General features: G+C 71.9%; 18 protein-coding genes. 9 read left to right on the forward strand and 9 right to left on the reverse strand.

Annotated features, from left to right (window positions below; all coding sequences use genetic code 11):
- Positions 1 to 35 precede the first annotated feature (35 nt).
- Positions 36 to 2093, forward strand: a complete 2058-nt coding sequence (locus ACFQPS_RS20170) for an alkaline phosphatase D family protein (RefSeq protein WP_377361155.1) — start codon at positions 36 to 38, stop codon at positions 2091 to 2093.
- A 75-nt stretch (positions 2094 to 2168) separates the two neighbouring features.
- On the opposite strand, the gene ACFQPS_RS20175 is transcribed toward ACFQPS_RS20170, so the two are convergent.
- The 3 genes from ACFQPS_RS20175 to ACFQPS_RS20185 form a co-directional block, all read right to left on the reverse strand.
- Entirely contained in the window at positions 2169 to 2543 is a 375-nt protein-coding gene (locus tag ACFQPS_RS20175) for a hypothetical protein (protein ID WP_377361157.1), read from the reverse strand.
- A gap of 76 nt (positions 2544 to 2619) precedes the next feature.
- The gene (locus ACFQPS_RS20180) at positions 2620 to 3108 is read right to left on the reverse strand and encodes a MarR family winged helix-turn-helix transcriptional regulator (RefSeq protein ID WP_377361158.1); all 489 of its coding nucleotides are present in this window, start codon (positions 3106 to 3108) and stop codon (positions 2620 to 2622) included.
- Entirely contained in the window at positions 3083 to 3565 is a 483-nt protein-coding gene (locus tag ACFQPS_RS20185) for a glutathione peroxidase (RefSeq protein ID WP_377361159.1), read from the reverse strand. Before ACFQPS_RS20185 ends, ACFQPS_RS20180 begins: the two co-directional genes overlap by 26 nt.
- Before the next feature lie 307 nt (positions 3566 to 3872).
- Between ACFQPS_RS20185 and ACFQPS_RS20190 the strand changes: the two genes are divergently transcribed.
- Positions 3873 to 4325: a PaaI family thioesterase gene (locus ACFQPS_RS20190; protein ID WP_377361161.1), complete on the forward strand. Its 453-nt coding sequence runs from the start codon at positions 3873 to 3875 to the stop codon at positions 4323 to 4325.
- Between the two features lie 54 nt (positions 4326 to 4379).
- Positions 4380 to 4676 carry a DUF1330 domain-containing protein gene (locus tag ACFQPS_RS20195; protein ID WP_377361163.1) on the forward strand — a complete coding sequence of 99 codons (297 nt, stop codon included), beginning with the start codon at positions 4380 to 4382 and terminating at the stop codon, positions 4674 to 4676.
- 23 nt (positions 4677 to 4699) lie between these two features.
- Here ACFQPS_RS20195 and ACFQPS_RS20200 read toward each other — a convergent pair whose 3' ends face one another.
- Positions 4700 to 5362 (reverse strand): TetR/AcrR family transcriptional regulator C-terminal domain-containing protein, encoded by a 663-nt coding sequence (locus ACFQPS_RS20200; RefSeq protein WP_377361165.1) that lies wholly within the window; start codon positions 5360 to 5362, stop codon positions 4700 to 4702.
- A gap of 84 nt (positions 5363 to 5446) precedes the next feature.
- Between ACFQPS_RS20200 and ACFQPS_RS20205 the strand changes: the two genes are divergently transcribed.
- Genes ACFQPS_RS20205 through ACFQPS_RS20215 form a run of 3 tightly spaced genes read left to right on the forward strand, consistent with a single transcriptional unit; the run spans position 5447 to position 9592 of the window.
- Entirely contained in the window at positions 5447 to 6877 is a 1431-nt protein-coding gene (locus ACFQPS_RS20205) for an efflux transporter outer membrane subunit (protein WP_377361167.1), read from the forward strand.
- Between the two features lie 26 nt (positions 6878 to 6903).
- A complete protein-coding gene (locus tag ACFQPS_RS20210; protein WP_377361169.1) occupies positions 6904 to 8058 on the forward strand; it encodes an HlyD family secretion protein in 1155 nt (384 codons plus the stop codon).
- Positions 8059 to 8068: 10 nt separating this feature from the next.
- Positions 8069 to 9592 (forward strand): DHA2 family efflux MFS transporter permease subunit, encoded by a 1524-nt coding sequence (locus ACFQPS_RS20215; RefSeq protein WP_377361171.1) that lies wholly within the window; start codon positions 8069 to 8071, stop codon positions 9590 to 9592.
- A 25-nt stretch (positions 9593 to 9617) separates the two neighbouring features.
- Here the strand turns inward: ACFQPS_RS20215 and ACFQPS_RS20220 are convergent, their stop codons facing one another.
- The 5 genes from ACFQPS_RS20220 to ACFQPS_RS20240 all read right to left on the reverse strand — a co-directional run bounded on the left by ACFQPS_RS20220 (position 9618) and on the right by ACFQPS_RS20240 (position 14555).
- Positions 9618 to 11072 carry an FAD/NAD(P)-binding protein gene (locus ACFQPS_RS20220; RefSeq protein WP_377361173.1) on the reverse strand — a complete coding sequence of 485 codons (1455 nt, stop codon included), beginning with the start codon at positions 11070 to 11072 and terminating at the stop codon, positions 9618 to 9620.
- A 46-nt stretch (positions 11073 to 11118) separates the two neighbouring features.
- A complete protein-coding gene (locus ACFQPS_RS20225; protein ID WP_377361175.1) occupies positions 11119 to 12126 on the reverse strand; it encodes an alpha/beta hydrolase in 1008 nt (335 codons plus the stop codon).
- A gap of 183 nt (positions 12127 to 12309) precedes the next feature.
- Positions 12310 to 13086 carry a response regulator transcription factor gene (locus ACFQPS_RS20230; RefSeq protein WP_377361177.1) on the reverse strand — a complete coding sequence of 259 codons (777 nt, stop codon included), beginning with the start codon at positions 13084 to 13086 and terminating at the stop codon, positions 12310 to 12312.
- A gap of 63 nt (positions 13087 to 13149) precedes the next feature.
- A complete protein-coding gene (locus tag ACFQPS_RS20235; RefSeq protein WP_377361179.1) occupies positions 13150 to 14169 on the reverse strand; it encodes an HD domain-containing phosphohydrolase in 1020 nt (339 codons plus the stop codon).
- Entirely contained in the window at positions 14166 to 14555 is a 390-nt protein-coding gene (locus ACFQPS_RS20240) for a response regulator (RefSeq protein ID WP_377361181.1), read from the reverse strand. Before ACFQPS_RS20240 ends, ACFQPS_RS20235 begins: the two co-directional genes overlap by 4 nt.
- A 176-nt stretch (positions 14556 to 14731) precedes the next feature.
- Between ACFQPS_RS20240 and ACFQPS_RS20245 the strand changes: the two genes are divergently transcribed.
- The 3 genes from ACFQPS_RS20245 (at position 14732) to ACFQPS_RS20255 (ending at position 19411) form a co-directional block, all read left to right on the forward strand.
- Positions 14732 to 17071, forward strand: coding sequence for an ATP-binding protein (locus ACFQPS_RS20245; RefSeq protein ID WP_377361183.1), 2340 nt, complete (start codon positions 14732 to 14734; stop codon positions 17069 to 17071).
- Positions 17072 to 17142: 71 nt separating this feature from the next.
- Positions 17143 to 17511: a response regulator gene (locus ACFQPS_RS20250; RefSeq protein WP_377361184.1), complete on the forward strand. Its 369-nt coding sequence runs from the start codon at positions 17143 to 17145 to the stop codon at positions 17509 to 17511.
- Between the two features lie 223 nt (positions 17512 to 17734).
- Positions 17735 to 19411, forward strand: coding sequence for a methyl-accepting chemotaxis protein (locus ACFQPS_RS20255; protein ID WP_377361186.1), 1677 nt, complete (start codon positions 17735 to 17737; stop codon positions 19409 to 19411).
- Positions 19412 to 19456: the final 45 nt, after the last annotated feature.

Genomic DNA, 19456 nt, shown 5'->3' on the forward strand with positions numbered 1-19456 from the left:
ATCCCCTGACCTCCCTCCAGCCGCGGAGCGCCGCCATGCCGCAGACCACCCGCCGCGCCTTCCTGTCGTTCGGGGCCGCCGGCCTCGGCCTCACCCTGGTTTCCGCCCTGTCCCCGCTGGCGCCGCGGGCGTCCGCCTCCGGACCGGCGGTCCGCTTCCCCCAGGGCGTCGCCTCGGGCGACCCGACGCCGACCGCGGTCGCGCTCTGGACCCGGGCGGAGCCGGCCGACGGCCATCAGGGGCCGGTCGCGCTCCAGGTGGAGGTGGCGCGCGACGCCCGCTTCAAGGACGTCGTCCTGCGCGCCGCCGCCGAAGCCCGGCCGGAGGCGGACTACACGGTGCGCGTCATCGCCACCGACCTTGCGCCCGACCAGACCTACTTCTACCGCTTCATCGCGGGCGGCACGGTGTCGGAACCGCTCGGCCGGACGCGCACGGCCCCGGCGCCGGACTCCGACCGGCCGGTGCGGATCGCTGCCGTCTCCTGCCAGAACTACGAACAGGGAACCTACGAATCCTGGCGGGTGCTGGTGGAGGAAGACGAGGCCGCCGCGCCCGAGGCGCGGATCGACGTCGTGCTGCATCTGGGCGACTTCATCTACGAGGCGATCGGCTACGGCACGGCGCGCCGGGTGCCGCCGTTCCCCAGCGGCGGGCATGCCTATGACGGCGGCCTGCGCCACCATGCCGTGACGCTGGAGGACTACCGCCACCTCTACCGGACCTATCTGTCGGACCCCGACCTGATCGCGGCGCGGGCGCGCTTCCCCTTCGTCTGCACCTGGGACGACCACGAATTCTCCAACGACTGCTGGCAGAGTCAGGCGACCTACGAGATCGGCGGGAGCCCGGCGCAGACGCGCCGGCTGGCCGCCAACCGGGCCTGGTTCGAGTTCATCCCGGCCCTGCTGTCGGATGCGCCGGCCGTGCCCGGTGCGGAGCGGCATGCCGCCGATTTCGCGCCCGCCACGGTGGCGGACGTCCCGTTCGAGCAGGCGCCGCTGGGCTCGGCGGCGCCCGAGCCGAACAATGCCCGCGCCATCGGCTCGCTGACCATCTACCGTGCCTTCCAGTGGGGCCGGATGCTGGACCTGATCGTCACCGACACGCGCTCCTACCGCTCGGCGCACGCGGTGCCCGACCAGCTCGCCATCGCCTACGGCGCCGTGCCGCGCGGGTTGCAGCCGCTTGGCCTCGTCTCCCTGATGGATGCGGGCCGCACGGCCATGGGTGGGCAGCCTCCGGCCGAACTGCCGCTGCCCGACGGTCGCCGCGTGCCCAACCCACGGGCTGCGGCGGAGCCGGGCAGCATGCTGGGGACGGTCCAGCGCGACTGGTTCCTCTCGGCGCTGAAGACCTCGCGCGCCGTCTGGAAGGTCTGGGGCAACTCCGTGCCGCTGACGCCGCTGCGCTTCGACCTGGACGCGGTGGGCCGCACGCCGGAACCGCTGGCCCTCAGCCTGGACGCCTGGGACGGCTACCCGTCCGAGCGCGACCGGATTCTCGGGCGTCTGCTCGCCGACGGCGTGACGAACGTGGTGTCGCTCACGGGCGACCACCACATGCATTTCGCCGGGCTGGCGCTGGCGGACAACTACCGGGGCGACCCGGTGATGGTGGAGTTCGCGGTGGCCGGCATCAGCTCCCAGCCGGCCCAGGTCTCGTTCCACAAGGCGGTGCCGACCGACAGTCCGTTCCGGCCCCTGATCGCCTTCGACAGGCCCGTCGACTCGCCGGCGCCGCGCACGGACGCGTTCAACATGACCATGATGTACGGCGTCGCGTCGGTGGCGGCGACGGCCGCCGCCGGGTCGGAGGAGGCCGGCCTCAAGGCCCGCAACCCCGCGCAGAACCGGCATCTCCGCTTCATCGATTCGGCGGCGAACGGCTTCGCGGTCTTCACCTTCGCGGCCGACGGGGTCGATGCCCGCTATGTCACCGTGACGCCGGGCGTGCCCTCGCCGGACGCCCGGGTGCGCCGCCGCATGGCCCTGCGGGCGGATGCCTGGCGGCCGGGCGGGGCGCCGCAGCTCCGGGTCACCGCCCTGGAGGGCGAGGCCCTGTTCCCGGCCTCGGCCTACCGGGACCTCTGAAAAGTGGGGCGGCGGGAGACGGCGGCCCGCCGCTCCCGCCGTATCCGGGACCGGGTCCGTGCCCCCGGCCCTGTCTCAGCCGTTCGCGGCCAGCGGGGCCGCCGCGGTGTCCTTCAGGCGGCGGGCCAGCATCTCCGCCACGCCCATGGCTCCCAGGGCGAGGGCGACGTGCGCCGCCTGGATCGGCCAGCGGACCTCGCCCACCGACCAGTGGAGCTGCCCCAGGCCGACCACCGGCACCGCGGCACCGACCGCCAGCGCGACCAGGGCGAGGGTCCGCGCCTTCCCCCAGGCGACCAGGGCCAGGGCCCAGAGGCCCAGCACCATCAGCCCGCCCACGCCCATGTGGGCATGCAGCGGCACGGCCCAGCCCCAGAAGTAGCCCAGCCCCAGGACCAGGGCCACCAGCCCCAGGATACGGACGCTGAAAAGGGGAATCTTGACGGTCATCGGCATAATCCTCGGTTCGGATCGTCAGGGAATGTCAAAGGGGTACGCCACCACTAAGCTGCGGTGTGCGCGGCGATCAAGTCTCCAGGTGCCCCAGCAGCTCGTCGAGAAGCCCCGTCAGTGCCGCGATCTTCTCCGGCGGGACACCGCTCCGCTGCGCCAGCTCCGCGGGAATGCAGCGGCAGCGGGATTTCAGCCCGGCCCCGGCTTCGGTCAGGCCGATCTCCACGACCCGCTCGTCCGCCGCGCCGCGGCTGCGCCGGACGAAGCCGAGCTGCTCCAGCCGTTTCAGCAGCGGGGTCAGGGTGTTGCTGTTCAGCCGGGCGCGCGCGCCGATATGGCCCACCGTGCAGGGCGCGTCCTCCCACAGGATCATCAGCACGATGTACTGCGGATAGGTCAGGCCCAGCGGCTCCAGGACCGGCTGGTAGAGCCGCGTCACCAGCCGGGAGGCGGCGTAGAGCCGGAAGCAGAGCTGCCGGTCCAGGCGCAGCAGGTCGTCGTCGGGGGGCGGCCCGGCATCGGCCGTTCCGGCCATGTCACTGCCCCAGGGCGGTGCGGACATGCGCCTCGATGGCCTCGGGCTTCGTCATCGGGGCGAAGCGGCGCAGCGGGCGCCCGTCGCGGCCGATCAGGAACTTCGTGAAGTTCCATTTGATCCCCTGTCCGAACATGCCGGGAAGCCGGGCGGTCAGCCAGCGGAACACCGGATGCGCCTGCGGGCCGTTCACGTCCACCTTCTCGAACATGGGGAAGCTGACCCCGTAGTTGACCAGACAGCTCCCCTCGATGGTCGCCGCGTCGCCCGGCTCCTGGTTGCCGAACTGGTTGCACGGGAAGCCCAGCACGACGAAGCCCTGGTCGGCATATTTCCGGTAGAGCGCCTCCAGCCCCGCATACTGGGGGGTGAAGCCGCATTTGCTGGCGGTGTTCACGACCAGCACGACCTGGCCCGCGAACCGGGACAGGGCGACGTCCTGCCCGCGCAGCGAGCGGGCGTGCAGGGAATGGAATTCGCTCATGGCCGGGTTCCCTTCCGTTGCGTCGGCCGCGCGCCGACGGGGCTGTTAGGATGATCGTGGGCGATAGGATCGCGCGCGATCGATATGTCCGAGGGGCGAGCGGCTGTCAATCCTGTTCACAGTAGGCCTGTTCACAGTAGGCCTGTTCACAGTAGCCCCGTTCACGGCGGGCTCGGCTTCGCGGCCGACCGGCCGCCACCGCCATGCGGACGCCGGACCCGGCGGGGCGGCGGCGGGGGCTTTCTCCTGCGGCAGGCCGGTGAAGGGCGGTGCTACGATCGCCGCCCACCGTCACGGGACCCCAGGCATGGCTTCAGAGATCGGCTCCCCCCTCGACGACCGCGTGGTCCGGCGCGTGCAGGACAGCTTCGCCCGACAGGGGCTGATGGCCCATCTGGGCGCGACGCTGCACGAGGTGCGCGCCGGTCTGGTCGTCGTCCGTCTGCCCTTCCGGCCCGAGCTGACGCAGCAGCACGGCTATTTTCACGCCGGCGCCACCGGCGCCATCGCGGACACCGCCGGCGGCTTCGCGGCCTTCACCCTGTTCCCGGAGGACAGCGCGGTGCTGTCCGTCGAGTACAAGATCAACCTGCTGAATCCGGGCCGGGGCGAGTTCCTGGAAGCGGTGGGCCGGGTGGTCAAGAGCGGGCGGACCCTGACCGTCTGCCAGTTGGAGGTCAATGCCCACCAGGGAGACAGCGTCAGCCCCGTCGCCGTGGGACAGCAGACGCTGATCTGCCTGCGCGGCCGGCCCGACTGATCCGTCGGTGCTGACGGCATCCGTGAAAGCAGAACACCCGGGAGAGATACCCCCATGACCGTCTATGCCATCGCCCAGGTCAGTATCCATGACCGCGCCCGCTACGACCGCTATGTCCAGGCATTCATGCCCGTGCTGATGCAGTATGGCGGCCGGCTGCTGGCCGCGGACGAGGCGCCGGAGACGGTGGAGGGCGACTGGCCGCACCAGAAGGCGGTCCTGCTCTCCTTCGCGGACACGGCGGCCTTCCATGCCTGGGCCGGGTCGCCGGAGTACCGCCGCATCTCCGAGGACAGGCTGGCCGGCAGTCGCGCCACGGTACTGCTGGTTCGCGGCATCGATGCTGGCTGACGCGGGGCTCCCCGCCGCGGCCGCTATGCCGCCTCCGGGGCCGCTGTCTCCGGGGCCGCCGTCTCCGGGGTGATCAGGTAAGCGCGCAGGAAGATGTCCAGGGCCGTCTCGACATCGGCGTCGATCTCCTCCGCCCGCGGCGGCGTGCCGACATTCCAGAGGCAGCGCATGTGGCTGCGGGCCTGGCACAGCGAGGTGAGGTGCTGCGCCGCCAGCAGCGGGTCCGCCTTCCGCAGCAGGCCGCGCTCCATGGCACGGTGGAGATATTCTGACAGCCGCTGGCCGGTCTCCTTCGGGCCGTGCTCGAAGAAGATGCGGCCCACCTCCGGGAAGCGTTCCGCCTCGGCGATGACCAGCCGGTTCAGACGCAGGACGTCCGGCGACAGCAGCTTGCGCAGGAAGGCCCGGCAGAAGCGCCGTAGCGAGTCGATCAGCGGGCCGTCCTGGTCCAGCGCCTCCAGCACGCCGATGCGGAAACGGCCGGTCTCGCCCTCCAGCACGGCGGCGAACAGATCCTCCTTGGACGGGAAACACGACCAGAGGGTCGTCTTCGATCCGCCCAGGCTGGCCGCGATCGAGGACATGGAGGTGCCGGCATAGCCATGCTCGAAGAAGGAGGTCCGGGCGATTTCAAGGATCGCCTCGCGGCGGTGGCGTCGCCGGGCTTCATGGGAGCTCTGCGTCATGAGCGTACTATACAGTATCGTTCCCGATTGACAAGGAAGGGTGGGCGGCGCAATGGTGCAACGTACCAAGCAGTACGGTTCCCCATGCGCCCCTTCCCCCTCCGCGCCGCGCCCCTGTGGCTGCCGGCCCTGTGCTCACTCGCGCTCGCCGGATGCGCGGCCGTGCCCGATCTCGGCACGCCGCCCGCCCCGCGCGACGCCGCCACGCTGGACAGCGCGCGCAGCCTCGCGGCTCCCGCCGCGGACTGGCCCGACCGCGTCTGGTGGGCGCAGTACGGCGATCCGCAGCTCGCCCGGCTGATGGAGGAGGCGGTCGCCGCCGCCCCCGATCTGGCCGCTGCCGCGGCCCGGCTGCGCTCGGCCGAGGCGCTGGCGGAACAGGCCGGGGCCGCCCTGCTGCCCTCCGCCACGGCGGACGCCAGCGTCACCGAGGCGAAGCAGAGCTACAATACCGGTGCCCCGCCGCAGGCCATCCCGCGCGGCTGGAACGAGAGCGGCAAGGCCGGGCTGACCGTCGGCATCGACCTGGATTTCTGGGGCCGCAACCGGGCCGCGCTGGCGGCCGCCACCTCGGAAGCGGAGGCCGCGCGCGTCGAGCTGGAGGCCGCCCGCCTCGCCCTGACGACGGAGATCGCCGCCGCCTACGCCGATCTGGCGCAGCTCCATGCCGACCGCGACGTGGCCGCGTCCGCAGTGCGCATCCGCAGTGACAGCCTGCGGCTGGTCGAGGACCGGCTGAGCAACGGGCTGGAGAACCGGGCCGCCGCGCGGCAGGCCGCGGCCGCGGTGCCCGCCGCGCGGGCCGAGCTGGCCGCCATCGACGAATCCATCGCCCTGACCCGCAACCGGATTGCCGCCCTGCTGGGGGCCGGGCCCGACCGCGGCCTCGCCATCGAGCGGCCGGAGATCGCGCGGCTGCACGCCGTCGGGCTGCCGGGCCGCCTGCCGCTGGATCTGGTCGGGCGCCGGCCGGACATCGTCGCGGCGCGGCTGCGGGCCGAGGCCGCGGCGTCGCGTATCAAGGTCGCGCGCGCCGACTTCTATCCGGACGTCAACCTGACCGCCCTGATCGGCGTGCAGTCGCTGGGGCTCTCCGACCTGACGGAGAGCGGCTCCTCCTACGGCAGCATCGGTCCGGCGCTGAGCCTGCCGGTGTTCGAAGGCGGCCGCCTCAGCGGCGGCTACCGGCAGGCGCGGGCCGGCTATGACGCCGCCGTGGCGGAGTACGACGCCACCCTGACCCGGGCCCTGCGCGAGGTGGCGGACGCCGCCACCAGCCAGACCGCCCTGACGACGCGGCTGCGTGAGGCCCGCGCCGCCCTTGAGGAGTCCGAGGCCGCCTACGCCATCGCCCGGCAGCGGTACGAGGGCGGGCTTTCCACCTATCTCGACGTGCTTTCCACCGAAGAGGGGCTGATCAGCCGGCGTCGTCTCGTCGCCGACCTGGAGGCCCGTGCCTTCACGCTCGACGTGGCGCTGGTGCGCGCACTCGGCGGCGGCTTCTCCCCGAGCTGAGCGACCTTCCGCAGGACGACCCGATCATGACGAACGCCCAACCTCTCCGCCCCGTGCCGGTCGAGCCGCCGCGGCCCGCACCCGACCGCCATCTCCTGCGCAAGCGCCTTCTCGCCGGCATCGCCGCCATCGTGCTGGCCGCGGCCGCCGGCTATGGCGGCTGGTACATGCTGGTCGGCGCCACCCATGTCGGCACCGACAACGCCTATGTCGGTGCGGACTCGGCCCAGATCACGCCGCTGATCAGCGCCCCGGTGAAGGCCGTCCCTGTCAGCGACACCCAGCGCGTGGCCCGGGGCGACGTGCTGGTGGAGCTGGACGACGCCGACACCCGGATCGCCCTGGCCCGGGCCGAAGCCGAGTTGCAGCAGGCCCGCCGGCAGTTCGAGCGCACGGTCGCCACCAGCGCCGCCCTGGCCGGGCAGGTGGCCGCCCGCGAGGCGGAGATCGACCGCGCCCGTGCCCAGCTCGTCGTGGCGCAGGCGAACTTCGACAAGGCGAAGATCGACCTGGAGCGGCGGCGCAACCTTGCGAAGGGCGGCGCGGTGTCGGCGGAGGAGCTGACGACGGCGACGAACGCCTTCACCGCGGCGCAGGCGAACCTGACCCTGGCACGGGCCGGCGTGACCCAGGCGGAAGCGGCTCTGGCCGCCGCGAAGGGTGACCTGTCCGCCAACGAGGCCCTGGTCGCCGGTTCCACCGTGGACACCGATCCGGCGGTGGTGGCGGCCCGGGCGCGGCTGGACCAGGCCCGCCTGGACCAGGAGCGCACCGTGATCCGCGCGCCGGTGGACGGCATCGTCACCCGCCGGCAGGTGCAGGTCGGCCAGCGCGTGGCGGCCGGCGCGCCGGTCATGACCATCGTGCCCGTGGATCAGCTCTATGTGGACGCCAACTTCAAGGAAGGCCAGCTCACCCGTGTCCGGGTCGGCCAGAAGGTGACGCTCGTCTCCGACCTCTACGGTCCGGATGTCGTCTATCACGGCCGTGTCGCCGGGCTTGCCGGCGGCACCGGCGCCGCCTTCGCCCTGATCCCGGCGCAGAACGCGACGGGCAACTGGATCAAGGTGGTGCAGCGCCTGCCGGTGCGCGTCACCCTGGACCCCGACGAGCTGAAGGCGCATCCGCTGCGCGTCGGCCTGTCCATGGATGCCGAGATCGACCTCTCGGACGCGGACTGAGGCTCCCGCCATGGCCAGCGACAGCGCCGTCCCGATGAGCGGTCCCCGGCTCCTGTTCGCCGGGATGATCCTCGCCGTCAGCAATTTCATGGTGGTGCTGGACACCACCATCGCCAATGTCTCCGTACCCCACATCGCCGGCAGCCTGGGCATCTCCTCCAGCCAGGGCACCTGGGTCATCACCTCCTACGCCGTGGCCGAGGCGATCACGGTGCCGCTGACCGGGTGGCTGGCGCAGCGGTTCGGCGCGGTGCGCAGCTTCGTGATGGCGATGATCGGCTTCGCCGCCTTCTCGATGCTCTGCGGTCTGGCCGAGAGCCTCGGCATGCTGGTGGCGTTCCGTGTCGGCCAGGGGCTCTGCGGCGGGCCGCTGATGCCGCTGTCGCAGACCCTGCTGCTGCGCATCTTCCCGCGGGAGAAACATGCCGCCGCCATGGGCCTGTGGGCGATGACCACGGTCGTGGCGCCCATCGCCGGGCCGATCCTGGGCGGTGTCATCAGCGACAACTGGTCGTGGCCCTGGGTCTTCTTCATCAATCTGCCGATCGCCGCGGTCTGTGTCGTCGCCGGGATCGGGCTGCTGCGGCCGGCCGAGACGCCGACGGAGAACCGCGGCATCGACAAGGTCGGGCTGGCGCTTCTGGTGGTGTCCGTAGGCGCCTTGCAGATCATGCTGGACATCGGCCGCGAGCACGACTGGTTCGCCTCCACCGAGGTGGTGGCGCTCGCCATCGTGGCCGCCATCGGCTTCGCCGTCTTCATCGCCTGGGAGCTGACGGAGGAGAATCCAGCCGTCGATCTCCGGATCATGCGCCACCGCGGTTTCGCGGTGGCGGTGACGGCGCTGTCGTTCGCCTTCGGCGCCTTCTTCGCCACCGTTGTCATCATTCCGCAGTGGCTTCAGGGCTATCTCGGCTACACGGCGACGGATGCCGGCCATGTCACCGCCTTCACCGGCGTGCTGGCCGTGCTGATGTCGCCCATCGTGGCGCAGCTCACGACACGGGTCGATCCGCGCGCCCTGATCTGCTTTGGCATCCTCTGGCTGGGCGCCACCTCGCTGCTGCGGGCCTTCTGGAACACCGGGGCGGATTTCTGGACCCTGGCCCTGCCGCAGCTCATGCAGGGGTTCGGCATGCCCTTCTTCTTCGTGCCGCTGACGACGCTCGCCCTGGGCGCGGTCCTGCCGCAGGAGATGGCGTCGGCCGCCGGCCTGATGAACTTCCTGCGCACCATGGCCGGCGCCGTCGGCACCTCCATCGCCACGACCGCGTGGGACGACCAGGCGCGGGTCGCCCGCTCCGATCTGGTGGGCGTGCTGAACCAGCCCGACCAAGCGATCCAGACCCTGCAAGGCGCCGGCTTCACGCTGGAGCAGGCGCGCGGCCAGATCGAGCGGCTGGTGCAGCAGGAGAGCGTGACGCTCTCCACCACCGATATCTTCCTGTCGGCTGCCCTGCTGTTCGCCTTCTCCGCCATGGTGATCTGGCTGGCGCCGCGCCCGCGCAGGGTGGAGGCCGGGCCGGCACACTGAGCGGGGGGCGGGCAGGGGGTGGTCGTCAGCCGAGGTCGCGGAGAACGGTCCGTGCCACCCGGGCCGCCTGCACCCGGATGTCGGGAATCGCCGTCGTCTCCCAGAAGGCGCCGCGGGTCGGCGGACCCACGGCATAGAAGCGCCCGGCCACCCCGTCCGCCCCGACCAGCCGTCCGTCCGCATCGATGTCCAGGCCCAGGGTCAGCGGATCGGCCCGCGCCAGCCCCTGGCCCAGCAGATCGCGGATGATCGGCGGGCCGCCGCGCGACAGGTCGCCGCCCGGCCCGGTGCAGTTGATCACCCGCGCCACCCGCGCGCAGTGCAGACCGTCGCCGCCGCGCGGCTGCCAGTAGGCGGCGACCGTGCGGCCGGAGCCGTCCGTCTCCAGCACGAAGGAGCGCAGCCGTCCGGCCACCACCCGCAGCTTGCCCCGGTCGCGGAGGGACAGGATGCGGTCGGCCACCTGCGGGGCCAGCCGGTGCCGGTGGATGTCCCACCAGGGCCGCAGGTGGCGCAGGAAGCGCCGTTTCGTCTCCAGGTCCATCGCCTGCCAGAGTCCGGTGGTGACCGGACGCAGCGCGTCGATCACGCTGCGCCAGTCGTCGCCGCGGCCGAAGGCGTCCTTGGGGCCGCGGGCCAGCCGCCGCACCAGATGCAGCGCCTCGGACAGCCGTTCCGGCAGCGCTGGCAACGGGCCGGGCGGGATCGGCGGCGGCGGGGCGTGCCGGTGCGGCAGCAGGCCCCGGCGGGACAGGGCGATGCGGGTGCCGTGATGACCCTGCTTCTCCAGGGACAGCACGACGTCCACCATGGTCAGGCCGGTGCCCAGCAGCAGCACCGGATCGTCCGGGCGGAACCGGTCCAGCGCCCCGGCCCGCCAGGGGTCCGCCACATAGAGGTCGGAGGCGTAGAGGCCGCTGTCGGACACTGCCGGAGGTTCCGGCTGCGGATTGCCGGTGGCGATCACCAGGGCGTCGATGCGGAAGTCCCGCCCCATGGCAAGGCGCAGGCGCGGCCGGCTGCCCGGTTCCACCCCCACCGCCTCGTCGTTCACCAGCATCAGCCGGCCGACGGCGCTGGCGGTGGTCGCCGCCTCGCGCAGCAGGGATTGCAGATAGGCGCCGTAGACGCCGCGCGGCACGAAATCTCCGGGGCCCACCGGTCCCGGTCCCTTCTCCGCCATCCAGGCCAGGAAATGGCCGGGCCGGTCAGGGAAGGCGCTCATGTTGCCGGCGCGGACATTCAGCAGATGCTCGGGGTTGCCGGTGGAATAGGCGGTCCCCGGGCCGAAGCCCTCTCGCCGCTCGATCAGGAACAGGCGGGGGCCGTCGGGGTCCGACAGCAGGTGCAGGGCCGTCAGGGCGCCGCTCGCCCCGGCGCCCACGATGGCGACCGTCGGCCGGACCATGCTCAGCGGGCCGGACAGGGGGGACGGGAACGCTCCATTCCATTCGCCATGGCCGGCCTCATGTGATGGCAAGGGTTTCCAGGGCAGACCTGCGGGGGCGGACCTGCGGGCGGGCGGGTCAGATGCCGGCGCCGTCGGTCAGCCCGTAGATATCGAAGGACGCCAGCCCGCGGGCGATCTCCGCGATCGCCTGATTGGCGGCGGCCAGGGCGCCGCCCATGGTGATGAATCCGTGGACCATGTCGCGGTGGCAGGAATGCAGGACCGGCACGCCGGTTTCCGCCAGCCGTCCGGCGAAGGCCCGCCCCTCGTCCAGCAGCGGGTCGAACCCGGCCGTGACCAGCACGGTCGGCGGCAGGCCGGACAGATCCTGCGCCCGCAGCGGCGACACCCGCCAGTCGAGCGCGCTCGTCCCCTGGCCCAGATAGTTGCCGACGTACCAGAGATACTGCGCCCGGGTCAGCAGGTAGCCGGTCTCGCGCAGCCGGTGCGAGGGGTGGTAGGCGACCAGGTCCAGGCAGGGATAGATCAGGACCTGGCATTTCAGGTGCGGGCTGCCGGCATCCCGCGCCTTCAGGGCCAGCACGGCCGCCAGATTGCCGCCGGCGCTGTCGCCGGCGACGCCGATCGCCAGCGGGTCGATCGCCAGCAGCCGGGCATTCTCCACCAGCCAGGACAGGGCTGCCCAGGCATCCTCCAGCGGTGCCGGGAAGGGGTGTTCGGGCGCCAGCCGGTAATCCACGGCGACGATGGTGTGGCCCGTCGCCCGGGCGAGCTGGCGGCACAGCGTGTCGTGGCTTTCCAGGTCGCCGAAGGTCCAGCCGCCGCCGTGCAGATAGAGCAGGGCCGGCTGCGGCTTCCAGGTGAAGGAGGGACGGTAGAGGCGGAGCCGGAGCGGCCCGCCCGGCCCCCGGATCTCCTCGTCGCGGACCGAGGCGAGGTCCGGCGGCTCCGGCCCCAGGGAGCGGCGCAGGGCCGAGAAATGGCGCCGGACGGCGGTCAGATCGCTGGCCGGCGGGGGACTGTCGGCGACCAGCCGCACCACCCGCGCCACCGGCTCCGGCAGGTCCGGGGCCACGAAGGTGGCGGGACGATGGGACGACGACGGGTGCAGCGACGTGGCCATGCTCGGTCCCTTCCTGCGGACTGGCGCCCCCTGTCCCCGTCCGCCGGGCGGTGATAGCGGGCGATGACAGCACCGATGCTGGTCACGAATTCCTATCGTGTCAATGGGATTTAAGGTTCATGTATATACAGTACATTTTTGTATTTTGATCCTCCCCGCCACCCGCACTGCCGCGGCTTCCGCTCAGCCCCGGGTGACGCGGGCGGCGAACAGGTAGCCGGCGTTGCGGACGGTGCGGATCACGGGCGGCGCGTCGGGGTCGCGCTGGATCTTGCGGCGCAGCCGGGCGATCTGGACATCGACGCTGCGGTCGAAGGCCGGTGTGTTGTGGCCGTGCGTGGCGTCCAGCAGCTGGTCCCGGCTCAGCACCCGCCCGGCCCGTTCCACCAGGGCCAGCAGCAGGGTGAACTCGCCCGTCGTCAGATCCTCGTGCCCGCCGTCCGGGCGGATCAGGATGTGGGCGCGGCTGTCCAGCGTCCAGCCGTCGAAGTGGTAGACGGGCCCGCCGCCGTCGGGAGCGGCGGCCGTTGCCGGTGCGCTCCCCGGGGGCGGGGCCGCGGCCGTCGGCGCCGCGGGCCGGTCGGGTCCGGCCGGTTCCAGCCGGCGCAGCACGCTCTTCACCCGGGCCAGCAGCTCGCGCGGTTCGAAGGGTTTCGGGACATAGTCGTCCGCCCCCACTTCCAGGCCGATGATCCGCTCCATCGGGTCGGAGCGGCCGCTCAGGATGATGACCCCGCAGCGCAGGTGCTGACGCAGTTCCCGCACCACGGCCAGCCCGTCCATGTCGGGCAGGCCCAGATCGACGATCGCCAGATCGGGCCGGGTGTCCGCGGCCGCCTCCATCGCCCGGGCGCCGGACGGGGCCTCCTCGACCGCGAAGCCGGCGCCGGAAAGCACCCGGATCACCAGGGCCCGGATATCGTCATCGTCTTCGACCAGCAGAATGCGTGCGATCGGCATTCCCGCACCCCAATCCATCGGGGCAGAGAGTAGCCGCACCGCCGGGGCGCATCCAGAGGTACTTCAGCGCGGCACGGCCGCCACCTGGGGCAGGCATTTTTCGAACGCCTCCAGGACAGCGGGGTCGAAGTGTGCCGGCACGGTGCGCGCGTCGCCCACGGTGATGGCGCGCACCGCCTCCTGGTGGGACAGGGCCGCCTTGTAGGGCCGCGGCGAGCGCAGCGCGTCGTAGGTGTCGGCCAGGGCCACGATCCGCGCCGGCAGCGGGATCGCGTGGCCGGCGAGCGGCGCATAGCCGCTGCCGTCGAAGCGGTCGTGGTGGTGCAGGGCGATCTGTGCCGCCAGCGTGGCCAGCGGGTGCGCCTCCGAGGCCAGGATGGCGTGCCCGATCACGGTGTGCCGACGGATCAGCGCGACCTCGCCGGGATCGAGCGGGCCGGGCTTGCCCAGGATGGCGTCGGGCACGCCGATCTTGCCGATGTCGTGCAGGGGAGCCGCGCGCCGGATGTCCTCCGCCAGCGCCGGCGGCAGGCCCATGGCCGCCGCGACCAGACCGGCATAGACGGCGACACGGCGGCAGTGGGCGCCGGTCTCGTGGTCCTTCCAGTCCAGCGCCCGCAGCATCCAGCCGATCCCGGCCGAGACCCAGGGGGCGGGCGGCTCCTCCGCCGGCTCCGCCGGGGGCGTGCGGCGCAGGTCGGCGTCGATCCGCTGTGCCAGCTCGGCCAGGGAGAAGGGCTTCGGAATGGTTCCGGTGATCGCCAGCTCCGCCACGAGGCCGCGGTCCACCAGTCCGGGAGCGCCGGACATCAGATAATAGCTGGCGGCGGTGCCCAGCCCCTGGCTGCGCGCCATGCTGACGAAGCCCGGCCCGTCCAGTCCCGGCATCAGCACGTCGGCCAGCACGCCGCGGACGTCCGGGCGGCGGGCCAGCAGCGACAGTCCGGCGAACCCGTCCGCGGCCGTCAGCACGGAGAAGCCGGCCCGCGACAGCCCGCGGGACAGCAGGGTGCGGACCTCCGCATCGTCGTCCACCACCACCAGGGTCACAGGCTCCTGCGGAGCGGTCGCGGTCGTGCTCATGGCTGGCCTCCTGGGGCCCGCGGCTCCAGGGCCGCGGCAAGGGTGTGGAGAAACTCGCTCCGGCCGAAGGGCCTGGGCAGCACGCCGGCCGCCCCCAGCAGGGTGGCGATGCGGCCGTAGTCGAGGGCGCTGTCGTCGCCGCCCTGGCCCAGGATGATGACGGGCATGCCGGTCAGGTGCGGATTGACCCGGCGCAGCAACCCCAGCCCGCAGTCGCCCTTCAGGAACAGGTCGGCCACGACCAGATCCACCGGCGTCTCCGCCAGAAGCTGGATGGCATCGCGGCCGTCATCGACGGCCACCACCCGCCAGCCGCTGCCTTCCAGCCACCGGCTCACCAGATCGCGGATCTGGCTGTCGTCCTCGGCAATCAGCGCGGTGCCCATCGTCGTCCCCGGTGCTTCGAATGGGTCCAGAGTGCCCGGCGCGCATGTCGCCCCGATGGACGGCGGGTGTCGCAATGTGTCGGTGTGTGTCCCGAGTGCGCGGCGCGCGTGTGGGTTGTTGTCCGGCGCGCGCGCGTGTTACGCTCCGGTCCGGTTACGCACAGAGCCCGGATGCCATGTCGGCCATCCCGTCCAGCCCGACCGGCCTCGAAGAGGTCCGCCTGTCATCGGCGGCCCTGGCCCGGCGCCTGACCCTGCTCTACGTGCCGGCGCTGGTTCTGCTGGCGCTGCTGGCCTCCACCAAGTTCATCACCACCAGCCTTGTGGTCGAGGCGCAGGAGATCTTCGCGGAGGTGATCAACAGCGCCGGCCGCCAGCGCATGAAGAGCCAGCGCCTGCTGGTCCTGGTCCACGACTATCTGGATGCGCCGGACGAGGCGACCCGCAGCGACCGGCGGGCCGCCGTCGAGGACCTGATCGACCGCATGCTGGCCGCCCATGACCGGCTGCTGGGGCTGTCGCTGCCGCTGGCTCCGTTGGTCGAGCCGAGCACGGATCTGGAGAGGCTGTACCGGCAGCCGCCGCACGCCCTGGACCTCCGTCTGCACGGTTACATCGACAGGGCCAGGGCGCTGCTGGATCTTCCGGCCGGGTCCGTGGGACCCGACGATCCGGCCTGGGAGGATTTGCGACAGACCGGCACGGGGCCGCTGCTGGAGGCGCTGGAGGCAGCCGTTCAGCTCTACGAGGACGAGGCGGAGCGCAATCTGGCCGTGGTGCGGCAGGTCGAACTGGCGGTCTGGCTCGTGACCCTTGTCCTGCTGCTGGTCCTGGCCGTGGCCGTCTTCCGTCCGATGGTCGGCCTCGTGCGCCGCAACACCGCCGCGTCGGAGCAGGTGGAGACACGGCTCCTGTCGGAATCCGCCCGCCAGTCGCAGGACATTGCCGACGAGAAGTCGCGCAACGCCGCCATCCTGGATACCGTGCCGGACGCGATCCTGACCCTGGACCAGGAGGGGCGGATCACCTCGGCGAACCGCGCCACGGAAACCATGTTCGGCTGGGATGCGGCTGCGCTGGACGGTCAGCCCTTCTCCGTCCTGATCGCCGGCGGGCCGGCGGAGGATGCCGGGGAGGCGGGCCCCCCGCCCGACGATCTGCTGCGGGCGGGCGGCGGTGTCCGCCGGCTGCCGCGCGAGCTGGAGGGGCGCCGCCGCAACGGCACCCCGTTCCCGGTCGATCTGACCGTCACCGCGGCGCGGCTGGGCGGCCGTCCCGTCCACATCGCCATGCTGCGCGATCTGACCCTGCGCCGGGCCGGGGAGGAGCGCGAGGCGGCCCTGCGCGGGCAGTTGCAGCAGGCCGACAAGCTGCGCACGGTCGGTACGCTGGCCGGCGGCATCGCACACGACTTCAACAACGTGCTCACGCCCATCCTGGGCTATGCCGACCTGCTGCTGTCCAGCCTGCCGGAGGGCTCGCAGGACCGCGAGGATGTCGAGGTGATCCACCGGGCGGCCCGGCGGGCGCGCGACATCGTCGCCCAGATGCTGGCCTTCAGCCGCCCCGGGAGCGAGGCGCTGGGCCCCGTGCCGGTGGCCGAGGCGGTGGCGGAAAGCGTGAAGCTCCTGCGCTCCAGCCTGCCTTCGACCGTCCGGCTGACGGTCGCGCCGGTGCCGCCGGATCTGCGGGTCCGGGGGGATGCCGGCCGTCTGCAACAGGTGCTGGTCAATCTGATCAAGAATGCCGCCGACGCCTTGCAGGAGCAGGGCGGGCACATTGCCGTGACGGTCGGCATCGTCCTCCGCCCCGAGGCCGGGACGGCGGACGGGGTGGCGGACGGGGTGGCGGGCGAGCGCCGCTGCGCCGCGATCAGCGTCGCGGATGACGGTCCCGGCATGCCCGAGTCCGTGCGCAGCCGGGTCTTCGAGCCGTTCTTCACCACCAAGCCGGCGGGCCGCGGCACCGGCCTCGGCCTTTCGGTCGCCTATGGGATCGCTTCCGCCTGGGGCGGCGACATCGCGGTGCGCTCGGTCCCGGGGGAGGGCACGACCTTCACCGTCCACCTGCCCCTGGCCGGTGATGACGGGACCGCCACCGTGGCGGGGGAGGAGGGCACGACCCCTGCCTTCCGCGGTGCCGCCCTGGTGGTGGACGACGATCCCGATGTCCGCATCGTCGCCTGCCGCCTGCTGCGCCGGCTGGGGCTGGAGGTCGCGGCCGCGGCGGACATCGGCGAGGCGCTGGCGGATCTGGACCGCCGGGGCCTGCCGCCCGACCTGCTGCTGACCGACCACTCGATGCCCGGCGGGTCCGTGCGCCAGTTGATCGCTGCGGCCCGCGCTGCCGGCGTTCCCCGTGTCATCCAGATGAGCGGCTTCGACCTGGGGGTCGAAGCCGGGCAGATCGGGGCGGACGTCTTCGTGCGCAAGCCGCTGGCCCTGGCCAGTCTGGCGGACGCGCTCATCCGCGCCGGGGTGATGCCGCAGGAAACAATCCGACACAATCCGACATGAGCCGTCCATTCCGGCGACACCGGGATCGTGCATGATGGCTCCTGCGCTGCCGCATCAGGAAAGCCATCTCCATGCCAGCCGCCCTCGTGGTGGACGACGATCCCGATATCCGCCGGCTGCTCCGCCGGCTTCTGCATCAGCGCGGCTGGTCCGTCCGGGAAGCCGCCAGCGGCGGTGAAGGGGTGGCCGCCGTCCGGGACAGCCCGCCCGACCTCCTGTTCACCGACATCTTCATGGCCGGGGGCACCGGCATCGACCTGCTGCACGCCCTCGACCCGCGCCGGGCGGGTCTGGCCGTCATCGTGATGAGTGGGGACAGTCATCATGACGGGATCGACCAGTTCCAGCTCGCCCTCAGCCTGGGTGCCCGCGCCACCCTGCCCAAGCCGTTCGACGCCGCCATGATCGACGCCATCCTCCAGGCGCATCTCCCTCGATAGGAAACCCGGCATCCTTCTGGTGATGGGAAAGAGGTGGCATAAGAAAGCCCTGTCCGGTTCATGTCTTCCGTGTCCGGCGGGCGATGGCCTTGGGAAATTTCCAGAGTCCAGAAAGACAAGACCGGTTAACGGGGCAGTAACTCCTGGTGTCCTAACCTTGCGCGTTCCGGGGCGATGAAATCCGACGCAGATCGGGGCTCGTCAGAAATGCTGGGGTGGGCCGATGAAGAATCTCAAGATCTCCGTGAAGATCATGGGCGTGGTCGCGCTCATGCTTCTGATCTGCGTGGTGATTTCTGCATTCTCCGGTATGAAACTGCGCTCGATTGATGCGCGCTACGCCAGCCTTATTGCCAGCGAAGTAGAGGCCGCGACCTGGGGGCCCCGTCTGACGGTCACGACCATGCGGGTCGGGCGCAACATGTACAAGGCCATCGCCGTGACCGACAAGGGCGAGCGGGCGACGGTCGCGCAGTCGACGAAGGAGCTGAGCGACGCCTTCGCCCAGCGGGTGGCGACGCTGGTCAGCATCATGCCGTCGCTGGCGGGGGATGCGGCCGAGCTGCAACGTCTGTTCGACGGCATGATGGCCCATGTTCCGGCCATCCATGCGGCGCTGGACCGGGGCGATGTGGCCGCCGCCAACGGGTTGATGGCCGAGAAGTTCGATCCGGCCCTCGACAGGGTGCGGGATGCGACCATCGCCCTGACCGATGATCTGAAGCGACGGATGGCCGAGGCCTCCGCAGCGGCGACCGAGGGGTCCTGGGCGGCGATCCGGCTGCTGGCCGCGATCACGCTGGTCGGCGTCGTGGCGGCGGCCGTGGCGGCCCAGATCATCTCCCGGCGCGGCATTGCCGGCCCTCTCCTGGGCCTTGCCGCCGCCATGCGCGATCTGGCGGCCGGCAATCTCGACCGGACCGTGGACGGCAGCGACCGTGGCGACGAGGTCGGGATGATGGCCAAGGCGCTGGAGGTGTTCAAGCAGGGTGCGCTCGAACAGCGCCGGCTGGAGGCCGCGCAGCGGCAGGAACAGGCGGCCAGACAGGCCCGGGCCGCGGAGATCGAGCGTCTGGTCCGGCAGTTCGACCAGGCCGTGGGCGGCGTCCTCGACCGCGTCGGCGGGTCCGCGACGGACCTCAGCCGCACGGCCGACGGCATGGCCAGTCTGGCGGACCAGACCAACCAGCAGGCCGGCGCTTCCGCCGCGGCGGCCGAGCAGACCTCGGCCAACGTGCAGACCGTCGCCTCCGCGGCGGAGGAGATGACGGCCTCCATCCAGGAGATCAGCCGCCAGATGGCCCGCTCCAACAGCGTCGCCGCGCAGGCGGCCGAGGAGGCGGAGCAGACCATGGCCACGGTCCAGAATCTGGCCGAGGCGGCGGCCCGCATCGGTGACGTGGTCCGGCTGATCCAGGACATCGCCAGCCAGACCAACCTGCTGGCGTTGAATGCGACGATCGAGGCGGCGCGGGCCGGCGATGCCGGCAAGGGCTTCGCCATCGTGGCCAGCGAAGTGAAGGCCCTGGCCAACCAGACGGCGAGCGCGACCGAGGATATCTCGGCCCAGATCTCCAGCGTGCAGAGCGCGACCGACGGCACGGTCGCCGCCATCGGACGGATCGGGGCGACGATCACCAGCATGAACCAGATCGCCTCCTCCATCGCCTCGGCCATCGAGGAACAGAACGCCACCACGTCCGAGATCACCCGCAACGTGCAGCAGGCGGCCCAGGGCACCCAGGAGGTCACGGAGAACATCGTGCAGGTGAAGGAGGCCGCGGTGCAGACGGGGGCCGCCGCCGGCCGCTTCCTCAGCGCGTCCCACGACCTGTCCCGCGATGCCGAGGCCCTGCGCCGTCAGGTCGCCGACTTCCTGACGGCGATCCGGGCGGCATAGGGGCGGCACAGGGGAGGGCGGCGCGGTGGGGTATGGGCCCTCCGC

The organism is Rhodocista pekingensis (assembly GCF_042665545.1).
Classification (GTDB): Bacteria; Pseudomonadota; Alphaproteobacteria; order Azospirillales; family Azospirillaceae; genus Rhodocista; species Rhodocista pekingensis.

What these genes read in the sequence shown, in the direction of transcription:
- ACFQPS_RS20170 (WP_377361155.1), top strand. Translation starts at nt 36, where the DNA reads ATGCCGCAGACCACCCGCCGCGCCTTCCTGTCGTTCGGGGCCGCCGGC.
- ACFQPS_RS20175 (WP_377361157.1), bottom strand. Translation starts at nt 2,543, where the DNA reads ATGACCGTCAAGATTCCCCTTTTCAGCGTCCGTATCCTGGGGCTGGTG.
- ACFQPS_RS20180 (WP_377361158.1), bottom strand. Translation starts at nt 3,108, where the DNA reads ATGTCCGCACCGCCCTGGGGCAGTGACATGGCCGGAACGGCCGATGCC.
- ACFQPS_RS20185 (WP_377361159.1), bottom strand. Translation starts at nt 3,565, where the DNA reads ATGAGCGAATTCCATTCCCTGCACGCCCGCTCGCTGCGCGGGCAGGAC.
- ACFQPS_RS20190 (WP_377361161.1), top strand. Translation starts at nt 3,873, where the DNA reads ATGGCTTCAGAGATCGGCTCCCCCCTCGACGACCGCGTGGTCCGGCGC.
- ACFQPS_RS20195 (WP_377361163.1), top strand. Translation starts at nt 4,380, where the DNA reads ATGACCGTCTATGCCATCGCCCAGGTCAGTATCCATGACCGCGCCCGC.
- ACFQPS_RS20200 (WP_377361165.1), bottom strand. Translation starts at nt 5,362, where the DNA reads ATGACGCAGAGCTCCCATGAAGCCCGGCGACGCCACCGCCGCGAGGCG.
- ACFQPS_RS20205 (WP_377361167.1), top strand. Translation starts at nt 5,447, where the DNA reads ATGCGCCCCTTCCCCCTCCGCGCCGCGCCCCTGTGGCTGCCGGCCCTG.
- ACFQPS_RS20210 (WP_377361169.1), top strand. Translation starts at nt 6,904, where the DNA reads ATGACGAACGCCCAACCTCTCCGCCCCGTGCCGGTCGAGCCGCCGCGG.
- ACFQPS_RS20215 (WP_377361171.1), top strand. Translation starts at nt 8,069, where the DNA reads ATGGCCAGCGACAGCGCCGTCCCGATGAGCGGTCCCCGGCTCCTGTTC.
- ACFQPS_RS20225 (WP_377361175.1), bottom strand. Translation starts at nt 12,126, where the DNA reads ATGGCCACGTCGCTGCACCCGTCGTCGTCCCATCGTCCCGCCACCTTC.
- ACFQPS_RS20230 (WP_377361177.1), bottom strand. Translation starts at nt 13,086, where the DNA reads ATGCCGATCGCACGCATTCTGCTGGTCGAAGACGATGACGATATCCGG.
- ACFQPS_RS20235 (WP_377361179.1), bottom strand. Translation starts at nt 14,169, where the DNA reads ATGAGCACGACCGCGACCGCTCCGCAGGAGCCTGTGACCCTGGTGGTG.
- ACFQPS_RS20240 (WP_377361181.1), bottom strand. Translation starts at nt 14,555, where the DNA reads ATGGGCACCGCGCTGATTGCCGAGGACGACAGCCAGATCCGCGATCTG.
- ACFQPS_RS20245 (WP_377361183.1), top strand. Translation starts at nt 14,732, where the DNA reads ATGTCGGCCATCCCGTCCAGCCCGACCGGCCTCGAAGAGGTCCGCCTG.
- ACFQPS_RS20250 (WP_377361184.1), top strand. Translation starts at nt 17,143, where the DNA reads ATGCCAGCCGCCCTCGTGGTGGACGACGATCCCGATATCCGCCGGCTG.
- ACFQPS_RS20255 (WP_377361186.1), top strand. Translation starts at nt 17,735, where the DNA reads ATGAAGAATCTCAAGATCTCCGTGAAGATCATGGGCGTGGTCGCGCTC.